Source organism: Providencia sp. PROV130 (genome assembly GCF_028482225.1).
GTDB classification, from domain to species: Bacteria; Pseudomonadota; Gammaproteobacteria; order Enterobacterales; family Enterobacteriaceae; genus Providencia; species Providencia rettgeri.
The window spans coordinates 164,550-186,676 of record NZ_JAMPQC010000013.1 but is presented as its reverse complement, the minus strand read 5'-3'; the positions used below and the strand labels follow the sequence as shown (position 1 = coordinate 186,676).

The 22,127-nt window shown below is 40.8% G+C and carries 19 protein-coding genes; 15 read left to right on the top strand and 4 right to left on the bottom strand.

Going from position 1 to position 22,127, the window contains the following annotated elements; genetic code table 11:
* Window positions 1–191 precede the first annotated feature (191 nt).
* Together PSF28_RS09635 and yidA are read left to right on the top strand one after the other, a co-directional pair.
* Complete coding sequence (locus PSF28_RS09635; RefSeq protein WP_210835849.1) at window positions 192–1,019, top strand: PRD domain-containing protein; 828 nt, start codon at window positions 192–194, stop codon at window positions 1,017–1,019.
* 126 nt (window positions 1,020–1,145) lie between these two features.
* Complete coding sequence (yidA, locus tag PSF28_RS09630) at window positions 1,146–1,955, top strand: sugar-phosphatase (protein ID WP_247605254.1); 810 nt, start codon at window positions 1,146–1,148, stop codon at window positions 1,953–1,955.
* A 79-nt stretch (window positions 1,956–2,034) separates the two neighbouring features.
* Here the strand turns inward: yidA and PSF28_RS09625 are convergent, their stop codons facing one another.
* From PSF28_RS09625 to PSF28_RS09615, 3 genes are read right to left on the bottom strand one after another with little or no spacing between them, the layout of a single operon-like run.
* Entirely contained in the window at window positions 2,035–3,213 is a 1,179-nt protein-coding gene (locus tag PSF28_RS09625; protein ID WP_272684985.1) for an anaerobic sulfatase maturase, read from the bottom strand.
* A 31-nt stretch (window positions 3,214–3,244) separates the two neighbouring features.
* Window positions 3,245–4,126 (bottom strand): 5'/3'-nucleotidase SurE, encoded by an 882-nt coding sequence (gene surE, locus PSF28_RS09620; RefSeq protein ID WP_210835844.1) that lies wholly within the window; start codon window positions 4,124–4,126, stop codon window positions 3,245–3,247.
* Window positions 4,127–4,154: 28 nt separating this feature from the next.
* Window positions 4,155–5,507: a hypothetical protein gene (locus PSF28_RS09615; RefSeq protein WP_272684984.1), complete on the bottom strand. Its 1,353-nt coding sequence runs from the start codon at window positions 5,505–5,507 to the stop codon at window positions 4,155–4,157.
* 660 nt (window positions 5,508–6,167) lie between these two features.
* Here PSF28_RS09615 and PSF28_RS09610 point away from each other — a divergent pair.
* Window positions 6,168–7,886, top strand: a complete 1,719-nt coding sequence (locus PSF28_RS09610; RefSeq protein ID WP_247605357.1) for an arylsulfatase — start codon at window positions 6,168–6,170, stop codon at window positions 7,884–7,886.
* A 90-nt stretch (window positions 7,887–7,976) separates the two neighbouring features.
* Here PSF28_RS09610 and PSF28_RS09605 read toward each other — a convergent pair whose 3' ends face one another.
* Window positions 7,977–8,906: an MBL fold metallo-hydrolase gene (locus tag PSF28_RS09605; RefSeq protein WP_272684983.1), complete on the bottom strand. Its 930-nt coding sequence runs from the start codon at window positions 8,904–8,906 to the stop codon at window positions 7,977–7,979.
* 483 nt (window positions 8,907–9,389) lie between these two features.
* On the opposite strand from PSF28_RS09605, the gene hypF reads away from it, so the two are divergent.
* From hypF to hypE, 12 genes are all read left to right on the top strand, one after another.
* On the top strand, window positions 9,390–11,684 hold the full coding sequence (hypF, locus tag PSF28_RS09600; RefSeq protein WP_272684982.1) for a carbamoyltransferase HypF: 2,295 nt from the start codon (window positions 9,390–9,392) through the stop codon (window positions 11,682–11,684).
* A 590-nt stretch (window positions 11,685–12,274) separates the two neighbouring features.
* A complete protein-coding gene (gene hybO / locus PSF28_RS09595) occupies window positions 12,275–13,393 on the top strand; it encodes a hydrogenase 2 small subunit (protein ID WP_210837671.1) in 1,119 nt (372 codons plus the stop codon).
* Between the two features lie 2 nt (window positions 13,394–13,395).
* Window positions 13,396–14,382, top strand: a complete 987-nt coding sequence (gene hybA / locus PSF28_RS09590; protein WP_272684981.1) for a hydrogenase 2 operon protein HybA — start codon at window positions 13,396–13,398, stop codon at window positions 14,380–14,382.
* A complete protein-coding gene (gene hybB / locus PSF28_RS09585) occupies window positions 14,366–15,553 on the top strand; it encodes a Ni/Fe-hydrogenase cytochrome b subunit (protein WP_210837675.1) in 1,188 nt (395 codons plus the stop codon). The genes hybA and hybB overlap by 17 nt, the downstream gene beginning before the upstream one ends.
* Complete coding sequence (hybC, locus tag PSF28_RS09580) at window positions 15,550–17,253, top strand: hydrogenase 2 large subunit (protein WP_272664308.1); 1,704 nt, start codon at window positions 15,550–15,552, stop codon at window positions 17,251–17,253. Before hybB ends, hybC begins: the two co-directional genes overlap by 4 nt.
* The gene (locus tag PSF28_RS09575; RefSeq protein WP_210837679.1) at window positions 17,253–17,750 is read left to right on the top strand and encodes a HyaD/HybD family hydrogenase maturation endopeptidase; all 498 of its coding nucleotides are present in this window, start codon (window positions 17,253–17,255) and stop codon (window positions 17,748–17,750) included. The genes hybC and PSF28_RS09575 overlap by 1 nt, the downstream gene beginning before the upstream one ends.
* Window positions 17,740–18,231 carry a hydrogenase-2 assembly chaperone gene (gene hybE / locus PSF28_RS09570; protein WP_210837681.1) on the top strand — a complete coding sequence of 164 codons (492 nt, stop codon included), beginning with the start codon at window positions 17,740–17,742 and terminating at the stop codon, window positions 18,229–18,231. Before PSF28_RS09575 ends, hybE begins: the two co-directional genes overlap by 11 nt.
* A complete protein-coding gene (gene hypA / locus PSF28_RS09565; protein ID WP_210837683.1) occupies window positions 18,224–18,565 on the top strand; it encodes a hydrogenase maturation nickel metallochaperone HypA in 342 nt (113 codons plus the stop codon). The genes hybE and hypA overlap by 8 nt, the downstream gene beginning before the upstream one ends.
* A 90-nt stretch (window positions 18,566–18,655) precedes the next feature.
* Complete coding sequence (hypB, locus tag PSF28_RS09560) at window positions 18,656–19,696, top strand: hydrogenase nickel incorporation protein HypB (protein ID WP_210837684.1); 1,041 nt, start codon at window positions 18,656–18,658, stop codon at window positions 19,694–19,696.
* Window positions 19,687–19,983, top strand: a complete 297-nt coding sequence (gene hybG, locus PSF28_RS09555; protein ID WP_004908461.1) for a hydrogenase maturation factor HybG — start codon at window positions 19,687–19,689, stop codon at window positions 19,981–19,983. Before hypB ends, hybG begins: the two co-directional genes overlap by 10 nt.
* Window positions 19,967–21,079, top strand: coding sequence for a hydrogenase formation protein HypD (gene hypD, locus PSF28_RS09550; protein ID WP_210837686.1), 1,113 nt, complete (start codon window positions 19,967–19,969; stop codon window positions 21,077–21,079). Before hybG ends, hypD begins: the two co-directional genes overlap by 17 nt.
* A complete protein-coding gene (gene hypE / locus PSF28_RS09545; RefSeq protein WP_272684980.1) occupies window positions 21,080–22,105 on the top strand; it encodes a hydrogenase expression/formation protein HypE in 1,026 nt (341 codons plus the stop codon). It abuts the gene before it with no gap.
* Window positions 22,106–22,127 lie beyond the last annotated feature (22 nt).

The window sequence follows — 22,127 nt, the reverse complement described above, 5'->3', positions numbered from 1 at the left end:
AGGAGTTTCTACTCAGCTATTGATCACAAAAAGCACCGATGTATCTTGCTTTTTAAAAGGAGAAAAGATATATCTACAGGTAATTGGTGTGTTACTAGCTCGACTAGGCAAAAACCTGAAGAGGCTGAAGTTTACTTCATGTCATTTCAGGTTTTTTGCATTTATAACTTATAAAAATGGAAGTACTCTATATGTATATAATAAAAAAAGTTATAAATAATAATGTGATACTTGTGGATAATGATGCCCAACAAGAATTCGTTATAATTGGTAAAGGAATTGGTTTTAATTCAAAGGCAGGTCAAAACTACCACTGCACTGAGGGGGATGAGCTTTTTAGTAAGCCCCATGACTATGATATTCATAATTTTGTCGATAATATTCCGATTGGGATAATAAAGTTAACACTTGAAGTGATTAATAAATGTAAACCGATTTTAAATGCAAAATTAAGTGACAGTTTAGTCATTACATTATCTGAACATATTACATTTGCTATTGAGCGAAGTAAAAATAGAGAAATGAGTATTTCTCTCTATGAAGTTCCCTATCTTTATCACCTTGAATTTATTGCAGGGAAAGTGGCCGTTGATTATATTAATGAAAAGCTAGGGGTTAGCCTACCACCGGGTGAAGCATCGTTAATTGCGCTACATTTTGTCAATGCGAAGTTAAATAATAAAAGCGTAGGGGATACGTTAAAATTCACGCAAACGGTTTATAAGATTGTTAATATCATAAATTATTCTTTTCATATTCAAGTTAATACGGATGCCGATAGCTTTTCTCGGTTTATTAACCATCTAAAATATTTATTGATCCGCTGCCAAACAAATCATGACAAAAGTAGCCAATTTAATTCGGTACTAGAGGAACTCGTTGAAAAGGAATTACTGAAAAATTTTGCATGTGCAAAAAAAATAGCCGCATTGATACAGTCTGAATATACTATTCCTGTCTCTCGTGAGGAGATTATCTATTTGGCATTACACATAGAAAGGCTACTACATTCAGTTTAAACGTTACTTTAATATTTTTTTAGTATAGGTGTGTAACTGGTAAGGCTAGGCATTAACCTACGTCATATTCTCCCACTGTAAAATACTGTATTGCTATTTTAAATGGGAATAGAAAAGGAAAATCGTATGGCTGTAAAATTAATTGCTATCGACCTTGATGGCACGCTATTAAATACTCATCATCAAATCAGCGATAATATTAAATCAGTTCTTCAACAAGCACAGAAAAACAACATACAGATCATTCTAGCTTCTGGCCGACCTTATTCAGGTATTCAACCCTATTTACAACAGTTGGGCTTGGATAAGCCAGGAAACTACTGCATTAGTAATAATGGTAGCGTTATTCATGATGCGTCAAATGGTAATCATCTTATCGATTTTTTATTAGATATTGATGACTATAAGAAAATTTATGCTCAAACGGAAGAATTAGCTCTTTCTTTACATGCTCTCGGTGATAATAAAATTTTTACTGCAAATAAAATTATTGGTTTTTATACGACACATGAAGCTTATCTTTCGAATACATTAATCCATTATGTACCAATGAATGAGATGCCCTCAGATATTTTATTTACGAAATTAATGATTTCTTCTGAAGAAAACTATTTATCTAGTGTTATCAAAAAGATACCATCCAATTATTTTCAGCAATATACATTAGTTAGAAGCACGCCTTATTTTTTAGAAGTTTTAAATAAAAATGCAAATAAAGGGCTAGCAATCCAAGCACTTGCACAACAATTAGATTTATATAAACACGAAATCATGTGCATTGGTGACCAAAATAATGATTTGCCTATGTTTGATGTCTCAGGAATTTGTATTGCAATGGAGAATGCAACGGAAGAATTAAAGCAGCGTGCTACGGGGGTTACGAGTTGTAATGATTCTGATGGCGTCGCTAAGGCGATTGAGAAATACGCATTATAAGAGCGCCTAAAGATAAGTAAGTCTTAAAAAACCCAGTAACGCTTACTGGGTTTTTTGTCTAATACATAGAACGGGGGGATTAGTTTTTTTGTAATCCTTCTAAAATAGCTTTCATTTTTCCTAAAGAGTGAGAAAGGTGAATTTTATAGGAATCACAAAAATAATTTTTCTTTGGTAACCTTTTTGAATCAAGTAAAAAACGATGTTTTGGGCAGCCGCCGTGACATAACGGTTTAAATTCACAGGGTAGGCAGTCTGCGCTAATCTTTTCTTTTTTAAGTGATGAAAAGCGTTGATGATTATCTGATTTCAACATATTAGAGACTGCATCTACCATTAAGTTGCCGATTTTATTCTCAGGATAAACAAAGTGGTCACAAGAATATAGATCGCCATTTGCTTCTAAAACTAAATTAGCTCCACAGCTTTCACTGGTTACACAGCTACTCGGCAAACCAAGGCTTTGGCTCATGGTCTGCTCAAAATTCATGACAAATACCTTACCAATATCGTTCTCTTGCCAATGGTCAAAAATATCATTAAGAAATTGGCCAGATTTTATTGCATCGACGGACCAGTCCGTGACCTTTGCTGTTCCATTAAATTCAGGGGAAATTAATGATAACCCCTCCGTTGTTGCTTGCTGTGCTTGACGTTCAACGACAGGAATAAACTGCATATAATAACTACCAATACTTTTTAAAAATTCATAAATTTCAATCGGCTTATCTACATTGAAATTATTGACGACCGTTAGTGTATTAAAATCAACTTGGTATTTTTTAAGCAGTTCAATACTGGCAAGTAAGCGGTCAAAGGTGCTTTTTCCTGAACGAGTTAAACGATATTCGTCGTTAAAAGAACGGTCACCATCGATTGACACCCCTAATAGAAAATGATGCCTTTTAAAAAATTGGCACCAATCATCATCAAGGTTGAGTGCATTAGTTTGAAATGAATTAGTAATCTTTTTCTTGCCTGCATATTTTTGCTGCAGTGCGACGGCATTTTTATAGAAGCCTAACCCGAGCAGAGTGGGTTCTCCACCTTGCCAAACAAATTCAACAACATCAGCAGGTTGTTGCTCTATATTGGTGCGAATATACTGTTCTAAAACCTCGCCACTCATTCGCCATTGATTTTTTCTATTTGGGTACAGTTTCGATTTCTCTAAATAGAAGCAATAAGTACAATCAATATTGCATACTGAACCTGAAGGCTTTGCCATCAATTGAAAATTTGGGTTTGTATTGCTCATACTTATGCCTCTATTTATTAGAATTGTAATCCTATTTTATATTAAGGATTTTTTGATACTCTTTAACTTTTTCATCTGGGGCATTCCAGTTACCATCAAATATAGTATAAGTAATGTAACCTTTATCAAGGTATCCTGTATCAGAATCATCATTTCTTATTTTTAATGCTTCTGGATTAATAATTTGTTTTGCTTTTCCATCGGGTGTTATTTCATATAAAATTTGTGGGGATACGGCATATTCATTCTCCACAAATTTAATACCTTTAATTTTATCTTTAGCTAAAGCGGGATAATTTATACTGAGCCCTGATTTTGCCGGAAGTATGGCTTGCCCTGAAACCCAATTTTTATTTAGGTCATCAACTAGCTCAACAACATAAGTAACAGAATCAGGCCAATACTTATGGGTACTTGGCCAGCCAGATTTCATTTCCTCTTCAGTCATAATATAGCCAATACTGGCGGCTATCGCTGGGTAGCCAAGACGTACAGCACGTGCAGCAGCTGAAACTGTTCCTGAATTAAGTTGTGACGTTCCGGTGTTTGGACCATCGTTGACCCCTGAAATGACAAGGTCTGGTGGTGTTTCCCGTAATAACCCCTGTAAACCGAAATCGAGAGAATCAGCCGGTGTACCAGGAAAACAATAAGTACGCTCATCGACTTTTTTAACATCGAATTCTTTCCCTGCTTTGAATGTAATAGCCGTCCCTATTCCACTTTGATTTGTTGCTGGGCCGACAAGCCAAACATCATAGCCTTTAGCATCTAATTGTGACTTTAATTCAGTGATACCAAATGCATCACAACCATCATCATTAACCAATAAAATTCGCATTTTTTCTGTGGATGCTTGGGCTTGAAGTCCAAATAGCGCGAGTAAACTGACAGCTAAAATAGTTTTTTTCATTTTTCATCTCTACACATGATTAGTGGTATTAAAATATATTGAATTTATAGTCAAAAATAATATCTACTGCGATGGAATTTCTTTTAATATAATGACCATTATTATCAAAGGCGGGTTGTATTCGATTCCCTTCTGTTTGATATAACCAAGCTTTGGTTAATTTAGTAAACATTGTGAAATTTTTTAACCGTGGATCACTGGGTTGCCATGCATTGATAAGGTTAATTTCTCCCGTTTTAATTTTGTTATTTTTAAAATCGAACTGGCCATAATTTAATTGTATTGCGGAATAAAAGTCTTCAGCATATTTATAGTCAATCAATCCTGTGAGAGCGAGCTCTCCGTCACGTTGATAATGATAGGCTGCGGAAGACATTGGGTCTAAACGCCAGCGAACGTTTTTAACAGGATGTCGGTCAAAGTAACCGAGTGACCCATCATTTTTAGCGGCATCGGTGTACCCAATACCCACTTTCATTCCTAGGGCATCATATTGCCATTTGGCCGTACCTTCATATACCCATGAGCTGCCATTTGCAGCCTGCCGTGAGGAAGGCATATTTTTATACATTTCCTGAGGAATATTACCAACGGCTCGAAAACCGAGTGTAATATCTGAACGTGGCATGTAGTTAAAATCAATGAAATGGCGATCGATATAATCTTTTGCATATCCGTAATTGTAGGTTGCATTTAAGGTTTTTGTTTTATAATTAAGCCCCCCTGCGGCTATATATTCAACTGCTTCATTGCTCTTACTGCGTAGCTTTTCTTTGTTAGGGGAAGCTCGCTCCATTACACTATCAATATATAATGTATCAATTGAGATATCATAATATTTTAACGTACCTGTATAGCCTAAATAGCTATTTTCCGATGACTCATAAGAGTTTTTTAATACAGTATATCTCCCCGGTGCTTGCCAGCCATATTTAGCTTTAAAGCTTAATTCTTTATCGTCACCTAATTGTAATTTAATATTACGTTTATTAAATTTTTTGAAGCTTTCAGCATTTGAAGATTTAAATCCAGAACCATCGTTCCATAATAAATCCCTACTTGCAAAGTAATCACTGGCTCCTAATTTAGCTACATAAGTATAAGAAACGTCAAAACCCAAAGTTTCTTTCCATAAACCTGATTGATAATTTAATCCAATAGTTTGCGCCCATGCAGTATGGATATAGGTTGGCCCAACTTCATTTTCGTTTAAATATTTTAATCTATTTCTGAGAAATAAATCCATTTTACTGTCTTTGATTAACGTTTCATTACTTAGGCTATCAATAAATTTATATTCTCTAGCATCTACAATAGAAGAGAATAATATTGGGATGAGCATTGACCCTTTCAGATATTTTAGTAGTCTAACTTTTTTCATATACCAACCTTTATTCTTGATTATTAGCAATATTATTTTAATTGTTACTTTTTATGGTTTTAATTTTATTAGGTTACTGAGCAAGAAGATTAGGCAAAAAAAAACCTGAATTTTTATACGATTTGATAAAACGTATAAAAATTCAGGTTCTTGCCTAGTCAAGCTAGTAACACACCAATTAATACATATTTAAAACGGGTTTATTTTTTATTACAATATATAATGATTGAAATTGTGAGCTACCACTGATTTTAATAAATAGAGCTCCTGAAGTAAATAAAATAGATATGAGTTAAATTAATTACAACTCTATGAATTTATTTAATTATAAGAATTTAATGGATGTAATAGTTTTGATGCTGTTCACAAATATATAAATAATAGATTGTGAATTTAATTTATTTTGATTAGATAGTGGCATTCTGGGTGTGTTACTAGTTTGACTAGGCAAAAACCTGAGACTTATAGCATTGGATGTTATAGGTCTCAGGTTTTTTTGTTTTTGTCCTTTTAATCCGAATGTGAGTTGTTTTTTACTAACTCGTATTTTATAAGTGAGGCACTATGTCTAATAAAGAGCGGTCGAATAAAGAAACAAGAAAAACTAAAAAACGGTATTTTTTACAATTACCACACAAGCCAAACCCGCTTAGACAGTGTATGAGTACAGCATTAAGTGGCGCATTGATGCTATCGGCATCTTTTGCTACACATGCCGCAGCTGAAAATACTGCGTCGAATATAAAGCCACCGAACGTGATCTTAATTGTGCTTGATGATGTTGGTTTTGCTGATTTTGGATCTTTTGGTTCAGAGATCAAAACACCAAATATTGATGCACTTGCAGAATCCGGGGTGCGTTATAACCGCTTTGATACAAGTGCGATTAGTGCGCCAACTCGCGCGGCTATCGTTACAGGACGAAACAATCAAACTGTCAATATGGAAGATTTGCCACCGGATAATGTGAATGCGCCATCGAAAGAAACACCTCATGGTACAGGGCCAGCAACGAGTGGGGAAATACCTGAAAATGCACAAAATATTGCTCAAGCCTTGAAATCTGCAGGTTATGATACTTATGCGTTGGGCAAATGGCATTTGGCACCAAATTATAAAGATGATTTAGCTCGTAATCAGAGCTTTTGGCCAAGACAGCGTGGATTTGATTATTTCTATGGTTTTTTAAGCGGTCATACCAACCAATATAAACCTGCATTAGTCGAAAATAACCAAAAAATTACCCCGTCTAATCACCCTGAATATCATTTATCGGTTGATTTAGTCGACCATGCGATTAAGCGTATTGATCAGAAATCAGAACAACCGAAATTTATTTATTTGGCTTTAGGCGCAGCTCATTCGCCTTATCATGTGCCGCAATCTTATATTAAAAATTACAATGGCAAATATGATCAAGGCTGGGATCAACTGCGCTTAGATAGGTTTGAAAAACAGAAGAAGTTAGGCATTATTCCACAAAATACCCTTTTACCGGCAAGGGAGAAAGGAGACGCAGCTTGGGATTCACTCGATACTGAGCAGAAAAAAGTGTATGCAAGGTTTATGGAAACCTATGCTGGTTTTATGACTCATACCGATGAACAAATTGGCCGTTTAGTCGACCACTTGAAAGAAACAGGCCAATATGATGATACGTTAATTATTTTATTGTCAGATAACGGCGCCGCGCCAGAAGGCGGGGTAAATGGTGGTTTTAGAACGGCATATATGGATAAAACAACGGTTAAAGAAATGTACGATAACCTTGATGATGCCGGTGGACCAAAAACGGACATGCTATATCAGCGCCCTTGGGCGTATGCGGGGGCAACACCCTTTAAGCGTTATAAACTGTGGCCTTATTTAGGTGGTGTTAGAACCCCTCTGATTGTGTCATGGCCTAGTCATATACAACAACCAAATAGTATTCGCTCTCAATATGTTAGTGTTATTGATATTGCCCCTACAATTTTAGAGGCGGCGGGAACGTCATTTGCAACAGAGGTTGATGGCGTAAAACAAATTCCTGTGGCCGGTAAATCTTTCTTAGAAACATTAAATTCGGATGACGCAAAAACCCGTGATGTGCAGTATTTTCAATTGCGTAGTCAGCGAGCTATTACTCAGGGTAACTGGAGAGCGGTCGCATTGCACCGTTATAACACCAGCTACAATGATGACCAATGGCAACTGTTTAATACAGCAGAAGATTTTTCTGAATCAACAGATTTAGCACAGAAATACCCAGAAAAATTGAAAGAATTACAGCAATTGTGGTGGGATGAAGCCAGAAAATATAGCGACCCAGCTGTCGTAGACCCTTCTGAATTCTTCTACAACTTTAATCGCATGGAAGATGGGTTTATTAGTGATTAAATTTCACTGCTATTATTCTGTACGTTAATTTTTGAATAAATAGATATAAAAAGATATTGAATATCAATACCTTTTTATTATTGAAATAACTTATTTCACCTCAAAACGTTGTAAGTCCTTACTGACCGTTACTGGGCCTGAGTATTGTTTTCTCACTTCATTAATCCATATATCGTCTGTAATGGATGGGTCATCGGCAGGAACTAAGTGGGTTAGGACAAGGTGCTTTACATTGGCTTGTTGGGCTATTTTGCCGACATCTTCTGCGGTCGTATGGTGAGAAATAATTGCTTTTGCCAGCGTTGAGCCGTTGCCGATACGATTTGCTAAATTTTCCACCCCAGAAACTAAGACAACTTCACTGATTAAGTAGTCAGCATTTTTAGCAAATTCAATGATTTGGCTATTATCAATCATATCACCGGTAATAACGATAGTTTTTCCGCCAGATTGTATTTTATAAGCGAGGGCTTCGTCTGAGTTAAAAGGTGGGTGTGGAACAAATAAGGCACTAATTTCGATATCATCATTCTTGAGTACAGGCCCTTCTTGAATATCTTTTGCTGTAACCATTTGACGCAAATCAGGTTTACCTTCATCTTTAACGCGTAAATCAATATCGCGACTAAAAGTATCCCAAACACCTTTTGTCATACTTTCCGTTCCAACAGGGCCATAAACAGCGATATTATGGTTTAAACCGCTGTTCCAGGCATTTAACAGTAGGGCTGGGTAATCGGCAACATGGTCACTGTGAAGGTGGGTAATAAAGATAGAATCAAGGTTTTTTAATGGGGCTTTTGATTGAACTAATCGTAAACTTGATCCGTATCCCGCATCAAATAGGTATATTTTATCGTTCTTGATAAATGCTGTAGATTGCGGCAAGCGTTTTTCATTTAATAAGGAAGGACCGCCTTTTGTTCCAAGCGTAATAATTTCATCTGCACTAGCTAGATGGCTAGCACCAAACAGCGCAGCACCGATAGAAAGAGAAACGAAAAGTTGTTTTAATTTCAAAATATCACCTCTTTATATTATTAATAGATTGATTTTTTTTATGAATAATATTCATGCATCCCAAGATGTTGCTATATTGTTAATATATGAATGAGTCTACGTTTATGTATGACGGGATACTATCGTTCTTATGGACTAGGTGAATGATTTAGAAAGGTTATTTATGTCGGTTTGTAGAGAATAATTCTGAAAATAATTAATCAAATTGGCTATAATTCTAATATTATTTAATAGAGAAAGTTATATTGTTTACGCATTCAAGTTAAATTGGATTTTAAGTTTATATTTGAGACTGTTTAGAATTATTAATGAGTAAATGATAGGTTCTATTTTTTTAATGGAATTATTATATTGCCAATTAATGAATCGGTTTTTGAAAAATGAATCTGTCAATTGTACTTCCACAACTTTTCTTGATCTCAAGTGAAGCTTTTTTTATGTTTTAGCGCGAAAATATCCTTACAGTGGTAAGAGGATATCTCAGTGAAAAGTGGTATACAGTTACGCATCAAAGGGAAAGTTCAGGGGGTCGGGTTTCGCCCTTATGTTTGGCAATTAGCCCACCAATGTAAATTATTAGGTGATGTCTGTAATGATGGCGAAGGGGTGCTAGTGCGCTTATGCATTGATTCGGATATCACTGAATTTACCCAGTTATTGTACCAACACTGCCCACCGTTAGCCCACATAGAAAGTATTGAACAACAACCATTTCAATGGGATAAATTACCCAACGCATTTACTATTCGCCGTAGTGGCGAAGGCAAAATGGATACCCAAGTGATCCCTGATGCCGCCACTTGCGATGCATGCCAACAAGAGCTTTTCACCCCATCGAATAGGCGCTTTCATTACCCATTCACAAACTGCACGCATTGCGGCCCGCGTTTCACGATAATTCGCCATATGCCTTATGACAGGCCCAATACCGCAATGGCTGATTTTCCCTTGTGCCCAAATTGTTTAGAGGAATATCAATTCCCAGCAGATAGACGATTTCATGCACAACCCAATGCGTGCGCGGTGTGTGGTCCTGAAATTAAATTATGCGACTCATCAGGAAAAACGACTGCAAATAAAGAGAACGCATTACTCTTGGCAGCTCAACAGCTATTGGCAGGGAAAATTGTTGCTATTAAAGGGATTGGGGGCTTTCACCTTGCTTGTGATGCGAGTCATGATGACGCAGTAGAGGCTTTGCGCGTTCGTAAATGTCGCCCAACTAAGCCACTGGCGGTAATGATCCCATCACTGAATTGGTTAGAGTTGCACAATATGCCGCCTAGTGATGGGCTACGTGCATTATTAAAAAGCCCAGCAGCCCCGATTGTATTGATTAAAAATTGGAAAAATCATGTATTAAGCCAATATATTGCGCCAAACCTAGCGGAAGTCGGTATCATGTTACCGTCTAATCCGTTGCAACACCTGTTGATGGCACAAGTTAATCGCCCATTAGTGATGACGTCAGGAAATGTATCTGGAAAACCCCCTGCGTTGAGTGAGCAAGCGGCTCTGGCAGATTTAACCAATATCGCTGACTTTTACCTCACTCATAACCGCGATATCGTCCAACGCGCAGATGACTCATTGGTGCGCTATCATGATGGGAAAGCGGAAATGCTCCGCCGTGCGCGAGGCTATGTTCCTGATGCCATTGACTTACCTGGAGGGTTTGAGAATTCGCCATCAATATTGGCCTTAGGGGCGGATCTTAAAAATACCTTTTGTTTATTGCGAGACAAAAGTGCGGTAATGAGCCAACATTTTGGCGATCTTGATGACATGGACATTTTCGAACAATATCAGTCTGCGATTGTATTATTTGAATCTATTTATCGTTTCACGCCAGCAGCGATAGTCAGTGATAGGCATCCTAGTTATGTGAGTACGCGCTATGGTGAGGCGTTATCACAGCAATTACAAATTCCATTACTAAAAGTGCAGCACCATCATGCGCATATTGCTGCGGTAATGGCCGAACATGGCTTACCATTAAATAGTAATAAAGTTATTGGGTTAGCTCTCGATGGGTTGGGGTATGGTGATAACGACCGCTTATGGGGAGGTGAATGCTTACTGGTGGATTATAAGTCCAGCCAATATCTAGGGGGGTTACCTCCAGTAGCACTACCGGGAGGGGAATTAGCTTCTCGCCAGCCTTGGCGTAATTTCCTTGCTCATTGTTTACAGTTTGTTCCCCAGTGGCAAAAGCAAGAAAGCGCTGCTTATTTAATGTCATTTCCTTGGCAGGGCTTACAAAAAGCAATTGAAAAAGGAATTAATAGCCCAATGGTTTCATCCACTGGGCGGCTTTTTGATGCGGTTGCTGCAGCATTAGGTATTTGTACGGCGCAAACTAGTTGGGAAGGGGAAGCCGCTTGCCAACTTGAGGCGATTGCAATGAAGTCACCCGTGATCTCGCATCCGGTCACTATGCCATTAGTTGGCCAACAATTGGATCTACACACATTTTGGCAACAATGGATGGCGTACTGTGCGCCTAAACCACAACGGGCACATGCATTCCATGTGGCATTAGCGCAAGGTTTTGCCGAGCTTGCTAGGAAATCAGCGAACCAATATGGTAGCAAACAAATTGTTTTGTCGGGTGGTGTGATTCATAACCAACTACTGCGAGAGCTATTAGTGAATAATCTATCTGAGTTCGATGTGTTATATGCAAAACAATTTCCCATGGGGGATGGGGGGTTATCACTTGGGCAGGTAGCTATCGCTTCTGCAATATTGAAACATGAATCTATTATTGATGGGTAGTATTATATTTAAAAGATTGTATATCTACCTATAATATTGCAGTCCATTATATTAATAAATTATATTGGTTTTTTGATATTGATTCTTATTTAGCATGTTCATGTTTATATTAATAGATTGTTTATTATTAATACACTCATTCCGTTTAATTAATTAAGTTTCAATAATAAATTTCAATATCGTAATGAAAATAAAAGAATTTTATATTTAAAATGATGTGATATATAACGCATTATTGAAAATTAAATTCATTTATTTATATTTCTTTTCTTTTTTAAATACAGTTTACTGAATCGATTTTTCTAGCAAATATATAAAAAAAATAAAATTTCTTATTGCCTCTTGATGAAGATCAAATGATTTAGGCGCGGTAGGAATAGGATCTTATTTTATATTTATGCATCAGGTTACTTAAATAAGAATTTATTTCATTAGACTTGGTTTTGTTGGCTTCTTAAATAGATAAACACAAGCCAAACGTGTGTATATCATTTGTACACAGGGCTTTGTGGTATCTATAACCTCAAGATAATAAACAAAAATTGCCTAATGAATAGGTTCTAAGCCACCCATAATAATAGGAAAAAAGAATGATAGGAGACAACTCTATTATTTCTTCGCATGGCATTAACCGCCGTGATTTTATGAAGTTATGTACAGCACTGGCCGCGACAATGGGATTAAGCGGGAAGGCTGCTGCCCAAATTGCGGAATCTATTAGTGACCCAGCACGGCCACCAGTCATTTGGATTGGTGCCCAAGAGTGTACGGGGTGTACGGAGTCTTTGCTGTGTTCCACCCATCCTACTTTGGAAAATTTAATTCTCGATACCATTTCATTGGAATACCACGAGGTGCTGTCTGCTGCCTTTGGTGAGCAAGTTGAGCAAAACAAACATAACGCAATTGAAAAGTACAAAGGAAAATATGTTTTAGTGGTCGATGGTTCTATCCCACTCAAAGATAACGGTATTTATTGCATGGTAGCGGGTAAGCCGATTGTTGAGCATATTCGTGAAGTGGCTGAACACGCCGCAGCCGTGATTGCGATTGGTTCTTGCGCTTCATGGGGCGGTGTTGCTGCGGCAGGTGATAACCCAACAGGCGCTGTGGGTTTAAACCAAGTGATTAAAGATAAAACAGTTATCAATATTCCAGGTTGTCCGCCGAATCCTCATAATTTTCTTGCGACAGTCGCGCATTTAATTACGTTTAATCGCCCACCAAAATTGGATAGCAAAAATCGTCCAATGTTCGCGTACGGTCGTTTAATTCATGAACACTGTGAACGTCGCCCTCATTTTGATGCAGGCCGCTTCGCAAAAGAATTCGGTGATGATGGTCATCGTGAAGGTTGGTGTTTATACCATTTAGGTTGTAAGGGGCCTGAAACTTACGGGAATTGTTCCACATTGCAATTCTGTGATGTTGGCGGTGTCTGGCCTGTGGCAATTGGTCATCCTTGTTATGGTTGTAATGAGGAAAATGTCGGCTTTCACAAAGCGATCCATCAGTTGGCGAGCGTGGAAAACCCAACACCAAGGGCGGATAAACCAGATGTCAATAACCGTGAAGGTGGCCAAATTTCATCTACTGCTGTGGGGTTAATCGGTGGTGTTGTTGGGTTAGTGGCTGGCGTCAGTGTGATGGCGGTACGTGAGCTAGGCCGTCAAAAACGCCAACAAGATACTGACTCACGGGGAGAATAACCGTGAATAGACGAAATTTTCTGAAACTCTCCGCGGGGGGAGCATTACTTGCGGGAAGTTCACCCAGTTTGGCGGGACCCGAAAACCGCCCGCCGATTCCCAATTCTTTGGGGATGCTATATGACTCGACTCTGTGTATTGGGTGCCAGGCGTGCGTGACAAAATGTCAAGATATTAACCATCCAGAACGTAACCCGGTTGGAGAACAAACTTGGTCAAATAATGACAAACTAACCCCTTATACCAACAATATTATTCAGGTTTGGAGTAGTGGAACCGGCGTTCATAAAGACCAAGAAAAAGATGGTTACGCCTACATTAAAAAGCAATGCATGCATTGTGTTGACCCGAACTGCGTGTCAGTTTGCCCAGTTCAAGCCCTGAAGAAAGACCCAAAAACGGGCATTGTTCATTACGATGCCAGCGTATGTACCGGCTGCCGTTATTGCATGGTGGCGTGTCCTTTTAATATTCCGAAATATGCCTACGATGACAAATTCGGTGCGATTCATAAATGCGAGTTATGTAACCAAAAAGGTGTCGAACGTTTAGATAAAGGCGGCTTACCCGGTTGTGTTGAAGTTTGCCCAACGGGTGCGGTGATTTTCGGAACACGAGAAGAATTGCTCGCGGAAGCCAAAAAACGCTTAACACTCAAAGTGGGTGATGAGTACGGTTACCCACGACAAACCTTACACAGCAATGACCCGAATGTTATTAAAGTGCCGAAATATGAGACTCATGTTTATGGCGAGCTCGAAGGCGGTGGCACACAAGTCATTGTTCTTTCAGGTGTGTCCTATCAAAACCTTGGGCTACCTGAGTTAGAACAGTTGTCCACCGGAGCCCGTTCTGAGTATGTACAGCACACGCTTTACAAAGGCATGGTACTGCCATTGGCTGCGTTGGCTGGGTTGAGCTTCTTGGTGTATCGCAATACCAAGAATGACAAACACGAAGGAGATGACTCAAATGACGACGCATCATAAAGAACAGCCGCTAGGCGGGCGTTTAGTCAGTTGGCCAATCATGGTCTTTGGGCCCTTAGTGCTGATTTGTGTCATCTTGATAGTTAAACGTTTAGTCTTCGGCCTAGGTTCAGTTTCTGACCTAAATGGTGGCTATCCTTGGGGAATTTGGATTGCTTTTGACTTACTGATTGGAACCGGTTTTGCTTGTGGCGGTTGGGCGCTGGCTTGGGCGGTATATGTATTTAACCGCGGGGAATATCATCCGTTAGTGCGTCCCGCACTATTAGCCAGTTTATTCGGTTACTCTCTTGGTGGTTTGTCCATCACTATTGACGTAGGTCGCTACTGGAACTTGCCTTACTTTTACATTCCTGGTTTCTTTAACACCAATTCGGTGCTATTTGAAACTGCGGTTTGTATGACGATTTATATTGGTGTGATGGCATTGGAATTTGCTCCTGCACTGTGTGAACGTTTTGGTTGGAAAGTTTCGTTAAAACGCTTAAATAAAGTGATGTTTTTCATTATTGCACTAGGAGCGTTATTGCCGATGATGCACCAATCATCAATGGGGTCATTGATGATTTCGGCAGGGTATAAAGTTCATCCTATTTGGCAAAGTTATGAAATGCTGCCATTACTCTCATTACTGACCGCATTCATTATGGGCTTTTCGATTGTCATTTTTGAAGGGTCATTACTCCAAGCCGCATTACGTGGGCAGGGCGCAGATGAACGGCCACTGTTTGTTCGTATCACTCGTATCTTGCAGGTACTGTTAGTGCTGTTTTTGGTCTGTCGTTTTGGTGAGCTGATTTATCGAGATAAATTGCACCATATCTTCAATACCGATTTCTACGCCATGATGTTCTGGATAGAAACCGCATTAATGGTTTTCCCATTGATTATTTTCCGCATGTCATCACTAAGAAATGATTCGCGGTGGTTATATGCAAGCGGTTTAAGCATGTTGATTGGCGCTGCTATGTGGCGGATGAGCTATTCCCTCGTTGCATTCAACCCCGGAGGCGGATACGACTACTTCCCAACAACAGAAGAACTTTTAATTTCAATAGGTTTCGTGGCAATAGAGGTATGCGCTTATATCTTATTGATCCGCTTATTACCTGTTATTCCAGCATTGAAAAAAACAACGATGAGCCATTCAGAGGCCCGAGGTAAAGCATGAGCCAACGTATAACAATAGACCCAGTCACTCGTATTGAAGGTCATTTACGCATTGATTGTGAAATTGAAGATGGAAAAGTCACCAAGGCTTGGGCTTCAGGCACGATGTGGCGTGGTATGGAAGAGATAGTCAAAGGGAAAGATCCCCGTGATGCCTGGATGATTATGCAGCGTATTTGTGGTGTTTGTACCACAGTGCACGGTATTGTGTCGGTGCGTACCATTGAAAGTGCCTTAAATATTGATGTCCCAGTGAATGCGCAGTATATCCGTAATATGATTCTAGCCGCGCATACCATTCAAGACCATATTGTTCATTTCTATCAATTATCTGCGTTAGACTGGGTGGATATCACCTCTGCGCTGAACGCAGACCCAAATAAAGCGGCCGAAATCTTGAAAGGTGTTTCGACATGGCCACTGAATAGCCCAGAAGAGTTCACACGAGTTCAAGATAAAATTAAAAAACTGGTTGCCAGTGGGCAATTGGGTATTTTTGCTAATGGGTATTGGGGGCACCCAGCGATGAAGCTGTCGCCTGAGGTGAACTTAATTGCCGTAGCCCACTATTTACAAGCCCTTGAATGTCAGCGAGATGCTAACCGTATTGTGGCGTTATTAGGGGGGAAAACACCACATATTCAAAACCTTGCGGTTGGTGGTGTTGCAAACCCTATCAATCTTGATGGTGTCGGGGTTCTGAACCTTGAACGTTTGATGTATGTGAAATCCTTTATTGACCGTTTAGGGGATTTCATTGAGCAAGTGTATAAAATTGACGCAGCGGTAATTGCAGCAGGCTACCCTGAATGGCTCGAAGTCGGTCAAGGTGCGAAACATTACATGTGCATGCCTGAAATGCCAATGGATGGTAAAAATGGGAGCTTCTTATTACCGGGGGGTTATCTGGAAAACAGCGATTTTAGTACTTATCGCCCCATTACTAGCCATACAGATGAGTATTTGATCAACGGCATCAAAGAAAGTAGCAAACATGCATGGTACAAAGAAAATGAACCTCAAGCACCGTGGGAAGGCACCACCAACCCTGATTACACTGGCTGGGATGATGACGGTAAATATTCATGGGTAAAAGCACCGACTTTCTATGATAAAACCGTCGAAGTGGGGCCATTAGCAGACTTACTGTGCAAACTAGCGGCAAAACACGAGCCAACGGAAAAACACTTTAATGATGTGGTAAACCTGTATCAAACATTGACAGGTAACAGTATTAGTGTGGATCAACTGCATTCAACATTGGGGCGGATTATCGGACGTAGTGTTCGTTGTTGTGTACTGAATGAAACCTTGTCAATTCAATGGCAAGCGCTGGTGGACAACATCGCAAAAGGGGATCACACCACCTTTGTAAAACCAATCTTCCCAGAAAATGCCACCATTAAAGGTGTTGGTTTTGGTGAAGTACCTCGAGGTTTGTTATCCCATTGGGTGGTGATCAAAGACGGTAAAATTGAAAATTACCAAGCGGTAGTACCTTCTACTTGGAACTCCGGCCCACGTAATTTCAATGATGAGCCGGGTCCTTACGAGCAAGCATTGGTAGGAACTCCCGTTGCTGACCCATCTAAACCCCTTGAGGTGGTGCGAACCATCCACTCATTTGACCCTTGTATGTCTTGTGCTGTACATATTGTTGACCCTGAAGGTGGCGAAGTCACTAAGGTTAAGGTGCTGTAATGCGTATTTTAGTCTTAGGTGTTGGCAATATACTGCTCAGTGATGAAGGAATTGGGGTACGCATCGTTGAGGCTTTAGAACAGCGCTATCATCTACCTGAATGCGTAGAAGTACTTGATGGTGGAACGGCAGGAATGGAATTGATTGGCCCAATGGCGGATAGAGACCATTTAATTATTGCCGACGTCGTGTTATCGAGCCAGCAGGCTGGCTCGATTTTAGTCTTGCGCGATGACGAAGTTCCTGCGCTATTTACGCGTAAAATTTCCCCGCATCAACTCGGTTTATCAGATGTGCTATCAGCTTTGCATTTAACCGATGAATTTCCACAGAGGCTAACATTAGTTGGCGTTGTGCCTGAATCTCTCGAACCGCATATTGGTTTGACAGCAACTGGGCAGGCCGCTTTAGAGCCAGCCTTACAAAAGGTCATTGAGGTTTTGCGAAGCGAAGGCTTGGAAATCATAGCAAAAGAAGAGAGTTTGCATGCCGGATGAAATCTTAGGTTATGACACTAACCCTCGGCCTCTGGTGGAGGCCGCATTTACGCGGGTTGCTGAACAATCAATGCATGATTTGTCATTTTTGCATCCGACGATGCCAGTGCATGCCAGTGAATTTACACTGTTTGACGGGCAATGGGTGGGCGTGGTGATCACGCCATGGATGCTCAGTGCGATTATTCTACCGGGGCCTGAACAATATTGGCCTCGCCGCGTGGTCGGTGACAAGGTTGGGTTAATCCTCCCTTATGGTGAAATGACGTATACCGTGGGTGAATTAGACGGTTTAACTCAATATGTTGCTTGCTCATTAATGTCGCCATTAGAAAAGAAAATGACACCGGAGCAAGGTATTCACTTGGTGGATGATTGTCAGCGAATTTTGTTATCGCTTCCAGTGAGTGACCCAAATATTCCTCAAGCACCTGAACGCAGGGCATTGTTTACCCGTCACTTAAGGGGGCAGGATGCATGAGATTTCGTTATGCCAAAGTACGATAGAAATTATTGAACAGCAGGCGAAAAAAAATGCAGTTAACCGAGTCACTGGTGTTTGGCTTGAAATTGGTGCGCTCTCTTGTGTTGAAGAGAGTGCATTTCGCTTCAGTTTTGATGTCGTTTGCCGTGGTACGGTTGCAGAAGGCTGCCAGCTCCACATCATTTACTCGCCCGCACAAGCATGGTGTTGGGATTGCAGTGAAACGGTGGAAGTAGACAGCCACCAATCGGTTTGTCCACGCTGTCAGGGGCTGAACCTGAAAGTTGAGAGTGGGGAGAGTTTGCGTATCAAAGAGTTGGAAGTGGAATAGCTTTTTGAACTGACTTTGAGGTGTATCAACCAGACTCAATAGATTATGTATTAATCTAATTTAACAATTTAGCGGTTGGGAGTGAAATTTATGTGTAGTACTTGTGGATGTGCATCGGGAGAGCGCAAAATTGAGGGGGATGACCATCATCATGGTCACGATCATCACCACGACCATGACCAACATCATGGTCACGACCACCACCACGATCACGACCATCATGACCACCAGCATGATCATGAATCTCACGGGCAAACAGTGATCATTCATCACCATTACTATCATCAAGGTGATGTGCATAACCATTATCACCAATATGAGCCCGCACCTGCTGAAAATAAATCTAAAAAGCATAAACACAAACATAAGCATAAACATATTTATCAAACGGCTGAGGCAAGTTTTAAACCAGCAGGGGAACACCATGACCTTGATTATGGTCACGGTGAAGCAGGTACCCATGCACCGGGAATTAGCCAAAAACGTATGCTACAAATTGAAATGGATGTGTTAGATAAGAATAACCATCTGGCAGAACATAACCGCGAGGATTTTAACCAGAAGAATATTTTAGCGCTAAACCTCGTTTCTAGCCCAGGTTCTGGAAAAACGACCTTACTCACAGAAACCTTATTAAGGCTACGTGACAAAATCAATTGTGCAGTGATTGAAGGTGACCAACAAACCACTAATGATGCACAACGGATCCGCGAAACGGGTGTATCTGCGATTCAAGTGAATACAGGAAAAGGTTGTCACTTAGATGCACAAATGGTGCACGATGCAACGGCACGTTTAGATTTAGCAGATAACAGCTTGTTATTTATCGAAAATGTTGGGAATCTCGTGTGCCCTGCCAGTTTTGACCTAGGGGAGCGCCATAAAGTGGCGGTGCTGTCGGTCACGGAAGGGGAAGATAAACCTCTCAAATATCCACATATGTTTGCGGCAGCAGATATTATGTTATTGAATAAAATTGACTTATTGCCATACCTGAATTTTGATGTCGATGCGTGTATTGCCAATGCCAAACAGGTGAACCCCAATATCCAAGTTATTCAAGTGTCTGCAATACGCGGCGAAGGGATGGATGCATGGCTGGCATGGTTGGAGACACAGCTATGTGCTTAGGTATTCCGGGCAAGATAGTTGCAGTTGGTGAAGATATTCACCAACTCGCTCAAGTGGATGTTTGTGGTGTAAAACGCGATGTTAATATTGGCCTAATTTGTGAAGGTGAAACCACTGATTTATTAGGCCAATGGGTATTGGTACACGTCGGGTTTGCCATGAGTATCATCAATGAAGAAGAAGCGCAATCTACCTTGGATGCCTTAACCGCGATGAGTCAATTAGACCATGAAGTTGGTGATTTTAGCGGTTTAAATGCAGGAGCAACAGATGCAGTACGTCGATGAATTTCGCGACCCTGTTCTTGCAAAAGCGCTATTGGCGCATATTCATCAACGGGTGAATGAAATACCTCAAGTGAAACGACGTCCATTACAACTCATGGAAGTCTGTGGAGGCCATACCCACGCGATTTTTAAGTTTGGTATTGACCAGTTATTACCCGCTGAAATTGAATTTGTTCATGGGCCAGGTTGCCCTGTGTGCGTTTTACCAATGGGACGAATTGATGGCTGTATTGAAATTGCACAGCACCCAGAGGTTATCTTTTGTACTTATGGTGATGCAATGCGTGTGCCGGGCGAAAAGGGCTCTTTACTTGACGCCAAGCGTAATGGGGCGGATGTCCGCATCGTTTATTCGCCGCTAGATGCTTTGGCATTAGCAGAGCAACATCCTCATCGCCAAGTGGTTTTCTTTGGCTTAGGCTTTGAAACCACCATGCCGAGCACCGCAATCACCTTGCAGCAAGCAAAACGCCGCCAACTAGCCAATTTTAGTGTGTTCTGCCAGCATATTACGATTATTCCCACCTTGCGTAGCTTACTCGAACAACCGGATGTGCGTATTGATGGCTTTTTAGCGCCGGGGCACGTGAGCATGGTGATTGGCGCGCATCCCTACCAGTTTATTACTGAAGACTTTCATAAACCCTTAGTGGTTACAGGCTTCGAACCCTTAGATATTTTGCAGTCATTAGCCATGTTAGTTGACCAAATCGCCGATGGCCGTTGTGAAGTAGAAAACCAATATAAACGCGTTGTGGCTGATGAAGGCAACCTGTTAGCACTTAAAGCATTAGAGGACGTTTTTGAACTCAAACAAACCAGTGAATGGCGCGGATTGGGGGAAATTGCCGATTCTGGGGTTCAATTAACTCAAGCTTACCAATTTTTTGATGCTGAGAGGCGCTTTCAGGTACAACCTCATAAGGTGGCTGATGACCCGCAAGCACGCTGTGGTGAGGTGTTGACAGGGCGCTGTAAACCCAGCGAATGTACGTTATTTGGGCGTCGTTGTACGCCACAAACTGCTTTTGGTGCATTAATGGTTTCTTCTGAAGGTGCCTGTGCAGCTTATTACCAATATCGTCGGGAGGCATAAATGAGTCGTGATGCTAACAATGTGGTGACGATGGCCCACGGTAGTGGTGGGCAGGCGATGCAGCAATTGATTGAACAACTGTTCTTACAGGCATTTGCTAACCAAGCGCTGAATGAGCGGGAAGACCAAGCTCGGCTAGCATTGGCAGAAATGACCGCATTAGGCGACCGGTTGGCATTCAGTACCGATAGCTATGTCATCGACCCGATTTTCTTTCCCGGAGGCAATATTGGTAAATTAGCTGTTTGCGGCACAGTGAATGACGTCGCAGTCAGTGGTGCTATCCCCAAATACCTGTCTTGTGGTTTTATTTTGGAAGAAGGCTTTCCGCTTTCTGAACTTACCTCAATTGTGGAATCCATGGCGGCAACGGCAGCAGCAGCGGGAGTGGATATTGTGACAGGCGATACCAAAGTGGTGCAGCGCGGGGCGGCAGACAAAATTTTTGTCAATACGGCCGGTATTGGTGTGATCCCGAGCAATATCCAGTGGGGAGCGCAGCATATTCAAGCGGGGGATAAAGTGATTGTTAGCGGTACGCTGGGTGACCACGGCGCCACTATTTTAAACCTACGCGAACAACTTGGGTTAGAAGCGGAGCTTTGCAGTGATTGTGCAGTATTAACGCCATTGATAGCACCGCTACGTGAAATTGATGGCGTTCGGGCATTACGAGACGCAACTCGTGGTGGGGTAACGGCAATCCTACATGAATTTGCCCAAGCCAGCGGCTGTGGAATTGCGGTTAATGAAGGTGATTTACCTATCTCTTCTGCGGTTAGGGGCGTGTGTGAGCTATTGGGCTTAGAGCCGTTAAACTTTGCGAATGAAGGCAAATTAGTGATTGTGGTGAAACCTGAAGTGGAAAATGCGGTGCTTGCTGCACTACACCAGCACCCATTAGGGAAAAATGCAGCCACGATTGGTTGTGTGACTGAGCAAAAACAAGTCAAATTAGTTGGGATCTTCGGTACATCAAGATTATTAGATTTACCCTACAGTGAGCCTTTACCCCGTATTTGCTAATTGAAAACGGCATATAGATAGA